Source organism: Faecalimicrobium dakarense (assembly GCF_000499525.1).
GTDB classification, from domain to species: domain Bacteria; phylum Bacillota; class Clostridia; order Peptostreptococcales; family Peptostreptococcaceae; genus Faecalimicrobium; species Faecalimicrobium dakarense.
Window position 1 is genome coordinate 1 of record NZ_HG529253.1, and the last position, 13001, is coordinate 13001.

Below are 13001 nucleotides of genomic sequence, written 5' to 3' on the forward strand. Positions count from 1 at the left end.
TTATAAATTATATAAAATAAATTTATTGAAGATATAATAAAGCTATTTAAATATTTAAATAGCTTTATTTTTTATATAAATATATGAAAGTATTATATTACTAGACTTAAGTAGTATGAATATTGAAATATGTATTAATTAATTTTAATAAGGCTATAATAAATTTATAAATATCTATTGTGTAACGCATAGTACTGTGTTACTATTAATACATAAGAAGTGAAACATAGTATTGTGCATTAAACAGTACTGTGTTGTATAGAAAGGAGGAAATATATGAACACACAATTTAGAAAAGGCGTGTTAGAAATATGTGTATTAGCACTTATTTCTAAGAAAGATATGTATGGATATGAAATAGTTCAAAATATATCTAAAGTTATTGATGTTAATGAAGGAACTATATATCCAATTTTAAGAAGATTAACAAAAGAAGAGTATTTTGAGACATATATATTAGAGTCAAGTGAAGGACCTGCAAGAAAGTATTATAAAATAACAGAATTGGGAAGCCAAAATTTAAATAAGTTGATGGCTGAATGGAAAGAGTTTGTTAAGGCTGTAAATGTTTTAATTGAAAATGATAAGGGAGGTAATGACTTTGAATAAAGCAGAATTTTTAGAGATATTAAAAGACTATCTTAAAAAAGATTTTTCTGAAGATGAAGTTGCAGATATATTAAGAGATTACGAAGAGTATTTTGTAGATGGGGTTATAGAGGGAAAAAGCGATATGGAGATAATAAAAGCATTAGGATCACCTAAAACCATTGCAAATGAACTTATATCACAAATAAGAAATAATGATGATGCTAAATCATCTAAAAGGGATAGTATAGATGATAGATTAAATGTAATAAAATTAAGAGCAAAAGAAAATTACAATAAATGTAAAAAATATATAAGTGAAAAATTAACACCAAATATAGAAAATGAAGACCATAAAGCAAGTAGAAAATGTATACAAGTAGTTCTAGCTATATTATCTTTATTTTTAATAATACCTGCTTTTGTAGTTTTAATGACATTAATAACTATAGGAATAGGATTAGTTGCATCATTAGTAATTTATACAGGTATATTAATATTTACATTTAATTTTATATTTTCAACTCCACAATTAATAGGATTATTTATATTTGGATCTATGGCATTTATTGGTGGGGAAATACTTGCTTGGCAAATATACATATTTGCAATAAGATTATGTAAGAAAATAGTTAAAAGTTATATAAATTGGATGAAAACAAGAAACATATATATAAATGCTAGTAAGAAAAAAGAAGAATATGAAAAACAAGAAATAGAAATAAATGATGAAAAGTCAAATTATCATGATAATGAAGAATCTAAAGGTTATGATAAAGGAGATGAGAAATATGAATAAGAAATTATCTATATTTGCTATAATATTAGTAATAATAGGGGGAATAGGAACTGTATATTCAGGTATAAAATCTATACCATATTTTACAAATAAGGCATATGAAATACAAAAAGAAATGGACAAAGACGAAATTATATACAATGAGCAAATAGATGTCAATAAATTAAATATAAATACTATAAATGCCCATATTATAATAAAAAAACATGATGAAAATAGTGTAAAAATTACTAAAAGAGGAATAAGTAACTATGCTATACAAAACAATAATAAAGAATTAGTAATAACAGAAAAAGAACTAGATAGAAAACCTAATTATGATTTTAAAATTAATAATTTTGATGATCTTATAGAGTTAGCTAAATCAAATATTTATCAACATAATCAAGATATAACAATATATATTCCAAATAATGTAGACTTAAATGTATCTACAAGGTATGGATCTTTAAATGTTATAGATAATATCCTTTTAAATGATGTTTATTTTAAAACAATATATGGACCTATATCTTTACCTAACGAAGTTAAAAATTTAAAAACATTAGATATAGTATCTAAAGAGCATATCCAATTATCGATGGGAGAACTTTTAGGAATAGAAAATGTTAATATAACATCAGATTCAATAACTATGTATTCTAATGATAATGATATATTTATTGATAATATAGAAAAATATATACCAAATAATGTGAATTTAAATATTCAATCTTATGGTCAGGCTCATATTACAACGGAGATACCAGTGGCAAATAATCTTAATATAAATGGTCACGATTCTCAAGTAGAATTAAATATACCTATAAATAAATATAAGTTTAATGTAGATATGAAAGCATCGGAAAATATAGATTTAGAAAATTCATCAAATGATGATTCAGAAAACAACATAGTAAGAGAAATTAAAGGTACGTTAAATAAAAATTTAGACTCATTAGAAAAAGAATATAAGATTAATACAAACGTACGACATATAAATATTTTATAAATAAAAAGCTTCTCAAAATGAGAAGCTTTTTATTTTATAGAATTGTAAAAATCTACATAATCATCTTTAAAAATAGAATCCTTTAAAAATATAAAATTAAACTCATGATATAAATCAAAGTTATCAATATCTATAAAAACAAGTTCTTTATTATTAATTTCTTTTTCAATAGCTTTTTTATACATTAAGCTTATGCCAAGATTATCCTTAACTAAATCTTTTATAAGATTTATGTTACCAAGTTCTATAAAATGATTAAAGTTTTCATAAGAATAGTTATGTTCATAAAGCCACATTTCAAAAATTTCTCTAGTTCCAGAACCTTTTTCTCTAATTATTAAACGGCTATCAAGTAAATCGTCAATATTAACATGAGGTTTGTTAGTAAGTTCATTATCCGGAGAAGTTACAACTACAAATTCTTCTTTGCTAAATAAGTAAGTTTCATATTCAGATTTATTAAAGTGTCCTTCAACTAAAGCAAATTCAATTAATCCTTTTTTTAACATATCAAGTAATGTAGAAGTATTATCAACAACTACTGATAAATTTGTTGAGGGAAACTCAGAAATATACTTTTTCACTATATTAGGAACAATAAATTCACCAATAGTACGGGTAGCCCCAAAAGATAAAGATTTATTGTTAGAATTTAAAGTTTTTATATTATTTTCAATAGCATTTGACATAGTTTTAAGATGAAGCATGTTATTTAAAAAAACTTCGCCAGCCTTTGTAAGTGTAAGACTTTTACCAACATACTGAAATAATTTTACATTATATTTAGATTCAATATATTTTATATGCTGAGTAACAGCAGGCTGAGTAATACATAATTTCTTTGCAGTTTTTGTATAGTTTTTACTTTCACAAAGCTGTATAAATGTTTCTAATCTAAAATCAAGCATACAAATTCCCCTTAGTATTTATAATTTAGCTTATATAATAACTCGAAATATATTAAAATTTCAAGTTTTATTTACATATATAAATGCTTTAAAATATTAATTTATTGTTTTATAGAATAATTATATCATAATTGATGATTTGAAAAGTTTAGCAATTACAGATTATATAAAATAAAAGTAAGTATATGAGAAACTTAGATATGTACAATAAGATACATTTATAATAATACAAAATATATTTTACAGAGCGACAAGACTATACAATGAGCAACTAAATAATATTAAGTTAGTAGAACTTTATAGATTTAAATGATAAATAGGCTATATTTTAAATAAACATAGCCCCTTAATAAAATAAAAAATATTATTAATATTTCAAATTATAAAAAATATACATACTTATCTATAAGGATTCATAGATTTTCTTTTACAGAAATCGCAGTCACAAGGACAGTCACATCTACAATCGCAATCACAATCACAGTCGCAGTGGTGATCACAATCACAGCATCCAGTCATATAGCTACGATCTTTTGGTATATGACGTGGTGAAACAGTACAAGCAGTGCAGTTTATTATATTTAAAGAAGCAATTTTTAATACTATTTGAGCAAAATCAGATACTCTATCTTCTAAATCATCTATCTCTTCTATTAGTACACGAAGTAGACATTCAAATATTTCACATTTACAATCAAAATGAGATTTGCATAAGCACTCTAAGTTTTTAATTTTTAATATTATATTTGCAAGTAGCTCTATTATTTCAAATAATAAACATAAAACTTTAGATAGCAAATTACAATCTTTAGTAGAAGAACATTTAAGTTGACATAGTAGTTTTTCTATATTTTCTAATATACATTTTAGTCTTTGTATTTGTAATAAATATCCATGATGTTTGTTGCAACAAGTATGCTTTTCTATATTTGATACAGTGCATATTAATAAATTTATTAAATCAAAACAATCACAATCATCATGTTCTTGCTTCATAGGAATACATATATTTTTATCAAAAAAATCGCAAATTATTTTTTGTACTAGATGATGTTCTTTTAAACAATCGTTGTTATTACAAAACATGTTACATTTTATATCAGATAAATTATTATAAATTATATCTAAATCGTTATTTAAAAACAAAGTAATACCCCCTAATATTTTTATAGTATAAGCTCCTAAATAAGGAGCTTATACTTAATTTTTAGAATTACATATATCTTTTACTACCCTCTGGATACTTAGAATTTACATCCAAAATCTTTTTTGCATTTACAGCAATTGTGTTTTTTCCAATCATCATGGCATTTACAGTTGTTGTGTTTTTTCCAATCATCATGGCATTTACAGTCGTTGTGTTTTTTCCAATCATCATCGCATTTAAAGTCGTCATGTTTTTTCCAATCGTTATTAAATTCCCAGTCTTCGTCACCAAATGGCCAGTCGTTGTCATTAAACTTCCAATCATCGTTACATTTGTCATCGTGACAATTATCATTGTGAGGTCTACATTTTTTAGCAGCAAATTTAATAAATGCTATAGCTAAATCTCCTAATTTCTCAATTAATTTTTGAATTTCATCTAATTCTTTTTCTAAGTCACAAATTAGACAGTCACAGAATGAAGAAGTTACATCGTTGCATGTATGCTCATGCTTACAGAAAGCTAATAATACAATTATTTTAACTATGATAGATACTACTAAAAGTATAACTTGTAATAATATGCAGAATAATTTTCCTACTAAATGAGAAGCTCCATCAATACAGTTAATAGATTTCAATGTTTGTTTTAAACATTTACATAAATCTAAAGCTCTTTCTAACTGTTTTTTAAGTCTATGATTATCTACATTACAGATTACGTCTTCTAATTCCTCACAAAGTCTATCAAGTATTCCTTCATGTCCAGGGTGTGGACAAAAGCCCATTTCTTCAAGTTGAGCTTGAGCTGTTTGCCAACAATGATGTGAACAAGGAGATCCTACTAAAATACATTTTATAATATCAAATATATCGCAAGGTGTAAGATGATGAGGTTGTCCACCAAATCCTTCAGGATTAAGCATAGTTGCAACATTCATAAGATCGTTAGAACAAGCTTGCAATCCGTTTATATTATTTTTATTTTCCACAATATACCACTCCTAATTAATTTTTGTTGAGATATCTCATCTCCCTACTAATATATGAACTAAATCGACTAATGACACAAAAAAATTCAAAAAATTCTGATAAAAATTTATAACTTTTTTAAAAAAAATCATATTATAAAATATATACCTAATAGGAGGGAGTATATATGAGTCAACTATGTAAATTACGTGAGGGGAATGTAGGATTATGTCCTGTAAGTGCAAATAAAATATATGATAGTGTTAGAAGTACAAGTAATATAAACTCTAATTTACCTATTACTTTTAAAGTTTTTAGCGAATGTGATCTACCAATTAATACAAAAATAGATATAACTGGAACTAAGTTTGAATATAGTATATTCAACATAAAGAAAGATGTTCTGATAAATGGACATAAAGTTTTAACTGACTCAAGCCTGAAAAAAGATAAAATATGCTTAAAAAAGGAGTATGTAAACCTAATAGATAAAAACTGTGAAAGTTTATTACTAAATATAACTGAAAATATTAAATTCAATCTAAAAATAAACATAAAAATAAAAGGAACTGCACATATAAATGAATGTAAAAGTGTATATTTTGAAGCTTTTGGAGAGGGAAGAGACTGTATAAATACAATAATCGTCAGCGAAATATTTGTACCAAATTTTTTGAATTGTAATTCTAGTGTTTATTTGAGCTTAGAAAATGAAATTATAGGTGTGGCCAACCCAGAATATACTTTTTTATCACCTATATACGATTGTAAATCAAATATAGAACATTTATTAGGAAATGTATTTACAAGTTACACTATAAACCTAAATATAGCATCTTTAATACCATCATATTTAGAGCTATTTGCGTATAAGTAAAAATAAATTCTACATACTATATGTAGAATTTATTTTTTTTGTATATTTAAAATATAATAAATTATTAAACTTTTGAATAAGGATAAGATAATTATTTAAAAACTAAATTTAACTATAAATTAAACTTATAAATCAATAAATATTTATAAGTTTACTTTTTTGTAAAAGGATTGCTATAATTTTAATAGATATTAACTGTTAAAAAATTAATTATTTAAAGTTGAACTTTTATATAAATAAAAAGGGGGGCAAAAGGTGAATATTTTAGTAATTGGTGGAGTAGCAGCTGGTACTAAAACAGCTGCAAAATTAAAACGTGAGAATAGAGAATATAATGTAACTCTTATAACTAAAGGAAAGGATATATCTTACGCTGGATGTGGATTACCATATTATGTAGGTGGTGTAATTGAAGATAAGGATAGTCTTATAGTAAATACCCCTGAAAGTTTTTCAAAACTTACAGAAGTAGATGTTATAACTAATACCGAAGCCAAATTTATAGATAGAGAGAACAAGATTGTAATTGCTAAAAATCTTTCAAAAGAAGAAGAAGTTAGATTTAAATATGATAAATTAGTTCTTACAACAGGTGCAGATCCTATAAAGCCTTCAATAGAAGGTATTGACTTACAAGGTATTTATTATATGCGTACGCCAAAGGATGCTATAGATTTAAGAGAAGTTATTGATAAAAAAGAAATTAAAAGAGCTGTAGTAGTTGGTGGAGGATTTATAGGACTTGAAGTTGCTGAAAATCTTCATGAATGTAATATAAAAACAACTATAATAGATGCAGCAGATCATATATTACCAGGATTTGATAATGAAGTAAGTTCATATATAGAAGATGAACTTATCGAAAGTGGAATAATGGTACTTACTAATGAGAAGTTATCTTCAATTGAAGGAAAGGATAAAGTAAGTAAAATAAGAACTGATAAAAGAGCTATGAAAGCGGACTTAGTAGTAATGGCAGTAGGAATAAAACCTAATGTGGAACTTGCAAGAGACTGCGGGCTAGAATTAGAAAATAATAAGACTATAAAAATTAATGAATATATGCAAACAAGTGACAATGATATATATGCAGCAGGAGATTGTGTAGCTGTAAAACATATATTAAGTAATAAGCAAGTGTGGTCTCCTATGGGATCTTCTGCAAATAAAGAGGGAAGATGTTTAGCTCAAACCTTAGCGGGTAAAAACTCAGAATTTAGGGGTGTTTTAGGGACTGCAATAGTTAAATTATTAAATATAAATGCGGCAAGAACAGGACTTACAGAAAAGGAAGCTACCCAATTAGGATATGATGTTGAAAGTGTAATAGTTCCAATAGATGATAAGGCTCATTATTATCCAGATGCAGATATTATATTTATAAAACTTATAGCAGATAGAAATACTGAAAAAGTACTTGGTGCTCAAATATTTGGAAAAGGGATAGTAGATAAGCAAATAGATGTAGTTGCAACAGCTATAACATTTAATGCAAAGGTTTCTGATTTACAAAACCTAGATCTTGCTTATGCACCACCATTTTCGACAGCAATACCTCCAATTGGACACGCGGCAAATGTATTACTTAATAAAATAAATGGTGAACTTGATACAATAACATATGATGAGTTTATAAAAAACCAAGATTTATATAAAATTTTAGATTCAGGAAAAGTACAGAAATTGGAAGGTGCAAGGTTTGTAGAGCTTAGGAATATTAACGGAAAAATAGATGGTATTGAATATGATGATAAAATACTTCTTGTATGTGCACGAGGAAAAAGAGCATATATGACATATAATAGAATGAAATATTATGGATATAAAGATGTTAAAGTTTTAGAGGGTGGAATAGCTTTAAATAAAGATTTATTAAATTTAGAATTAGTAGGGGGAAACTAAAATGGCTAAATTAAGTGATGAAATGAGAAAAGCAGTTAAAGGGCAAGGTTTTTTATCAAATAATGATGGAGAGCACTTTTCTTGTAGAGTTATAACTGAAAATGGAGCTTTATCAGCTAAACAGCTTAAAAACGTATCTGAAATAGCTGAAAACTTTGGAAGTGGAAAAGTATCATTAACAACAAGACTTACATTAGAAATACCAGGGATAAAATATGATGATATAGAAAATGTAAAAGAATATCTTAAAAAAGACAACTTAGTATCAGGAGGGACTGGTTCAAGAGTTAGACCAATAGTACCATGTAAAGGAACTGTATGTACTTTTGGACTTTGTGATACGCAAGGATTAGGAACAAAATTACATGAATTGTTTTATAAAGGTTGGTATGATGTAAAGCTACCTCATAAATTTAAAATAGGTATAGGTGGATGTCCAAACAACTGTATTAAGCCAGATTTAAATGACTTTGGTATAGTAGGTCAACATATTCCAGAGTATGATAGAGATATGTGTTCAGGATGTAAAAAGTGTGGACCTTTATCAGTTTGTAAGACAGGAGCTTTAAAGATAGTTGATGGTAAATTATCTATAGATAGAGAAATGTGTAACAACTGTGGTTTATGTATAGATAAATGTCACTTTGATGCAATAGAAGAAGGGCAAAGGGGACTTAAAATATATATTGGTGGTAAATGGGGAAAAGTATCTAGACCAGGAAATTTAGTGACAGGTATATACACTGAAGATGAGATTATAAATATAATAGAAAAAACATTACTTATATATCGAGAACAAGGAAAAACTGGTGAACGTTTTGGTGATATGATAGATAGGATAGGATTTGAAAAAATAGAGTCTCAGTTATTAAATAATGAAATACTAAATAGAAAAGATGAAATATTAGATGCAAACCTTCATATCATAGGTGGGGCAACATGCTAGTTATGAGTAGAATGTAGATTTAAATATTAAAATTTATTATAATTAAATTATAATTTAATTTAAAAAATAAAATTTTTAAGAGAAAAAAATGAAAAAAACAAAATAAAGTAGAAAAATAGGATAAAAATGCTAAAAATATAAAGTATACTGTGCTATAATAAAATAAAGCTTAAATGAAGAAGAGGTATACTTATGAATAAATTAGCAGTAAATTTAGGTATAATTGCTACTATTTTATTAATTACAGGATGTGCAAGTAATAATATAAGTGATAGTAGTGCTATAGATGCTAAGTCATCTTATATAATTGACGATACACAGAGTCAACCTTTAGAAGCAGCAGGAGAAGTTAATGGAATTACAAAAGATTCAGGTAAAGCGAATAAATTTGTTAATACCACAAAAATACCTATAAGTATGTTATCTAAAGATGTTAAAGATATTAGATTTGTTGAGGTAGAAGAAAATAGTTCTCTAGAAGAAAAAGTTGAGACTATAATTAACTTTATTTCTCATGAAGCTTTTAATGATTTACCTATTAAAGTAACTGTTTATGGAGAGGAAACTGCTAGAGTCGAACTAGTAGAGCCAACAGATATAGAAAATAGTAGGGTGTCATGGAAAGACGATTACTTAAACGAATATACTAAAGAATATACAGTAAATGCGATAATAAAAAATATTATCCAAGAAGGATACAAGGGAACTTGGATAAAAAATGTTCAATTATATTATGAAGATGAATTAATTTCATTAGATTAAAAGCAGTATTAGATACCAATTTTGGTTCTAATACTGCTTTTATCTTATTACAAACTATTATCATCTAATTTATTATATAGATTAGATTGATTTGATATAGAGCGAGCTACAGATAATAGTCCAATACCAGTAAGAAGTTTTAGTTGTTGTTTTGCTACATATTTACAAACTGGCACAGTAACTTTTCTAACTCTCGGGCTAATAACACTAGCTGTAGCAATTACTGAAGCTGTAGCTATTCCTGTAGTTAATGCAGGATTGCTTTTAGCAAAGCTTTTTAAATTATTATAGTAGTCTGAACTAGAAGAATTAAAATTTTTTTCTTCATTAATTAAATAAACATTGTTAAATTCATCAGAAGTCATAACGTTTCTCCAATCTTAAAATCTTATTTTAATAGACTAATCTATAGTGCTTATCAATATAATATCCAATAAATAAAAAAATATAAGATTCAAAATCAACAATAATACTCATTAAATAAATTAGTAACCACATTTGCTGACAAACATATAATTATAGTAGACAACATAAGTTTTTCTTATGGGGGTTAAAATACAGCAAGGGGGTTTTGACGTATTATGAGAAAGAAAAAAAACATGGATGCGCATGCGCACCTCAATACGACGATTGTAATTTTTGTAACGAGCCAGTAAATACATGTAAACCAATGAATACATGTAAAAAGCCTACTAAAAAATATGTAGACTGTGGTTGTAATGACTTTGAAATAGCAGGTGTAGATAAGTGTGTAAAATTAGCTAAACAAGCAGAAGAGTTATTTGAAAAAGCATTAGAGTGTGAATGTAAAGCAAAGGCTGCATTTGAGCAAGCTCAAAAATGTGAAAAATCATCTAAAGTATTATCAGCAAAAGCTGAAAATTTAAAAAATAATGCTAATTGTAGTGAAAAAGAATCAAAAATAGCTGAATGTAAGGCACAAGAATTATTAGCAAAAGCACAAGAGCTTTGTGAACAAGCTAAATGCTTATACGAAGAGGCTAAAAGAGTAGAAGCAGAAGCTGAGGAACATTGTGAAAGAGCTAAATGCTTATATGAACAAGCACAAGAACATAATGAAAGAGCAAAAGAGTTATTTGCTAAAGCTAAAAAATGTGATGAAAAAGCATTAGAATGCTTTAAAACTGCAGGAGAAAAAATAAAAGAATATGAACTAAAATCTAAAAAATGTGAAGACATGATAGATAAATGTGGAATGAAATTAGATGCATGTGAAAAAAATGTAAAACCTGCATATGAAGATCACTGTGTTAAAGGTATAGATAAATATGTTCCAAGTTATGGATGCAAACCAGAAAAACAAAAATGTGGATGTATCAATGAATTGTTAAAGAGTCCATGTAAGGAAGAGAAACATGATTGTGGATGTCATGAAATGAAGAAAAAACCTTGCAAACAAGAAAAATATGATTGCGGATGTAATATGCCACAAACAAAAAGTTATAAATCAAGCTATTGCAATCCATGTAAAGAACAAGCTGAGATAATATATGTTGAAGATATAGATATATACGACTGTAATATGTGTGACTCAACATATGTAAGCCCAATGTATGATATGTGCCCAATGCAATATATGGGAGGATTTGCAAAAGAATATCCAACAATGGATATGCCGTACATGAATTCATATATAAATCAATATCAAGATATGAATGATATGTGGATGAATTATTATATGATGATGCAAAATATGATGATGCAAAATATGATACAACCAAGAGATTATGAATAATTATAAAAAATAGAATGCCTTTTGGCATTCTATTTTTATTAAATAAAGTAACTTTATTTAAGCAATTCGTTTTCTATAGTTTTGTATAATTGTTCCATCATAGAGTTAAATTGTTTTGTAGTTTGCATATAGTTAGATACAATAGGTGGTTAAAAAATCACTATATTCTTGATTTAACTGATTCATTTTTATAGAAGCATCTTCCATTCTATAGTTAGAGTATATACTATTTTTTTATTAACATATGAATCAAGTTTCTTTTTAAGAGATCTATTTTTATCAAGATCAGCTTTACTTTTATTCATAGCTTTAAATTCTTTAGTATTTTTTACATAAGAGGCAAACTCCCTAGCCTTATGATTTATATCCATATAATATCATCTCCTTTTAAAAATCTGTATATTATATTTTATAGATGTTACTTAAAATATAGACTAATTATTAATATATAAATATTATTATAAATCCTTTCAAAAGTGTAGCAAATACGGTTAAAATTTAATAGTATATAAGGTATCAAGATTGACATAAAAAATAGACAACGTGGAAAAAGGAGATCTTAAACTTTAAGACCTCCTTTTTAAATTGAAGTTAATTCAGATAAGAATTGCTCAAACATTACTCCATCATTACGATTAGTTTCAAACATAGAAGTATAATCTATAGTTTTATAAATAAAATTAGTAGCAGTTTTAACTGCAAATTTTAAATCATAATCTCTATTCAATAATCCACATAGAATAGATGTAAATATGTCTCCTGTACCACTATAAGAGCAATGATTATACTCTACACAAGTAAAGAAATATTCATCAGTATCTTTACTATAGGCAAGATTTAAAATATTATTATTTTCTATTATACCCGTTATAACAACGTTTTTAGGTCCAAGCATAGATACTTCTTTGGCGATATTAATAATCTCTTCTCTAGTATAATCTTTTTTAGAATAATCATGATTAGTTAAAAAACATGCCTCTGTCAAATTAGGTGTAGTCAAGTCTGATAATCTTACTAGATCTTTAATCTTATGGCACATATCTTTTGTAAAAATAGGATATATACAACCGTCATCACCCATAACAGGATCTACAACAATTAGTGAAGGGGTATTTTCTTTAATAAGATTAGAAACTATATCTATTTGGTCAATAGACCCTAAAAAACCACTATATATACAATCGAAATCAACATTTAAATTTTTCCATGCTTTAGAATAATCGCTCATATGATCAGTAAAATCTAAAAAAGTAAACTCAGAATATCCTGTCTGACTTGAAAGTATTGCAGTTGGAAGAGGACAGCATTGTACTTTTAAAGCGGACAGTATAGGAATAGCAACTGTTAGAGAACA

The 13001-nt window shown here is 26.5% G+C and carries 14 protein-coding genes; 8 read left to right on the forward strand and 6 right to left on the reverse strand.

The annotated features are described in order from the left end of the window. Positions 1-276: 276 nt before the first annotated feature. Genes BN899_RS03455 through BN899_RS03465 form a run of 3 tightly spaced genes read left to right on the forward strand, consistent with a single transcriptional unit; the run spans position 277 to position 2378 of the window. Positions 277-609 carry a PadR family transcriptional regulator gene (locus BN899_RS03455; RefSeq protein WP_042272960.1) on the forward strand — a complete coding sequence of 111 codons (333 nt, stop codon included), beginning with the start codon at positions 277-279 and terminating at the stop codon, positions 607-609. Beyond that, positions 596-1387, forward strand: a complete 792-nt coding sequence (locus BN899_RS03460; protein ID WP_042272978.1) for a DUF1700 domain-containing protein — start codon at positions 596-598, stop codon at positions 1385-1387. Before BN899_RS03455 ends, BN899_RS03460 begins: the two co-directional genes overlap by 14 nt. After that, entirely contained in the window at positions 1380-2378 is a 999-nt protein-coding gene (locus tag BN899_RS03465) for a hypothetical protein (RefSeq protein WP_042272962.1), read from the forward strand. Before BN899_RS03460 ends, BN899_RS03465 begins: the two co-directional genes overlap by 8 nt. Positions 2379-2407: 29 nt before the next feature. Here BN899_RS03465 and BN899_RS03470 read toward each other — a convergent pair whose 3' ends face one another. The 3 genes from BN899_RS03470 to BN899_RS03480 form a co-directional block, all read right to left on the reverse strand. Continuing rightward, a complete protein-coding gene (locus BN899_RS03470) occupies positions 2408-3286 on the reverse strand; it encodes a LysR substrate-binding domain-containing protein (RefSeq protein ID WP_042272964.1) in 879 nt (292 codons plus the stop codon). A 399-nt stretch (positions 3287-3685) separates the two neighbouring features. Further along, the gene (locus BN899_RS19255) at positions 3686-4432 is read right to left on the reverse strand and encodes a hypothetical protein (protein ID WP_042272966.1); all 747 of its coding nucleotides are present in this window, start codon (positions 4430-4432) and stop codon (positions 3686-3688) included. Between the two features lie 98 nt (positions 4433-4530). Further along, a complete protein-coding gene (locus BN899_RS03480) occupies positions 4531-5424 on the reverse strand; it encodes a hypothetical protein (RefSeq protein ID WP_042272968.1) in 894 nt (297 codons plus the stop codon). 167 nt (positions 5425-5591) lie between these two features. On the opposite strand from BN899_RS03480, the gene BN899_RS03485 reads away from it, so the two are divergent. The 4 genes from BN899_RS03485 (at position 5592) to BN899_RS03500 (ending at position 9891) form a co-directional block, all read left to right on the forward strand. Further along, the gene (locus tag BN899_RS03485) at positions 5592-6281 is read left to right on the forward strand and encodes a hypothetical protein (protein WP_042272970.1); all 690 of its coding nucleotides are present in this window, start codon (positions 5592-5594) and stop codon (positions 6279-6281) included. 255 nt (positions 6282-6536) lie between these two features. Next, positions 6537-8183, forward strand: coding sequence for an FAD-dependent oxidoreductase (locus BN899_RS03490; RefSeq protein ID WP_042272971.1), 1647 nt, complete (start codon positions 6537-6539; stop codon positions 8181-8183). A 1-nt stretch (position 8184) separates the two neighbouring features. Continuing rightward, on the forward strand, positions 8185-9129 hold the full coding sequence (locus BN899_RS03495) for a 4Fe-4S binding protein (RefSeq protein ID WP_042272972.1): 945 nt from the start codon (positions 8185-8187) through the stop codon (positions 9127-9129). A gap of 192 nt (positions 9130-9321) precedes the next feature. Next, positions 9322-9891, forward strand: coding sequence for a hypothetical protein (locus BN899_RS03500; protein WP_042272974.1), 570 nt, complete (start codon positions 9322-9324; stop codon positions 9889-9891). 47 nt (positions 9892-9938) lie between these two features. Here the strand turns inward: BN899_RS03500 and BN899_RS03505 are convergent, their stop codons facing one another. Then, complete coding sequence (locus BN899_RS03505; RefSeq protein ID WP_042272975.1) at positions 9939-10256, reverse strand: hypothetical protein; 318 nt, start codon at positions 10254-10256, stop codon at positions 9939-9941. 206 nt (positions 10257-10462) lie between these two features. Here BN899_RS03505 and BN899_RS03510 point away from each other — a divergent pair, with 206 nt between their 5' ends. After that, positions 10463-11647: a hypothetical protein gene (locus BN899_RS03510; protein WP_042272976.1), complete on the forward strand. Its 1185-nt coding sequence runs from the start codon at positions 10463-10465 to the stop codon at positions 11645-11647. A gap of 188 nt (positions 11648-11835) precedes the next feature. Here BN899_RS03510 and BN899_RS03515 read toward each other — a convergent pair whose 3' ends face one another. Both BN899_RS03515 and BN899_RS03520 read right to left on the reverse strand, forming a co-directional pair. Further along, the gene (locus BN899_RS03515) at positions 11836-12018 is read right to left on the reverse strand and encodes a YlbF family regulator (RefSeq protein ID WP_042272977.1); all 183 of its coding nucleotides are present in this window, start codon (positions 12016-12018) and stop codon (positions 11836-11838) included. A gap of 209 nt (positions 12019-12227) precedes the next feature. Next, a partial coding sequence (locus BN899_RS03520) for a pyridoxamine kinase (RefSeq protein ID WP_042272979.1) occupies positions 12228-13001 on the reverse strand: 774 nt, incomplete at its 5' end.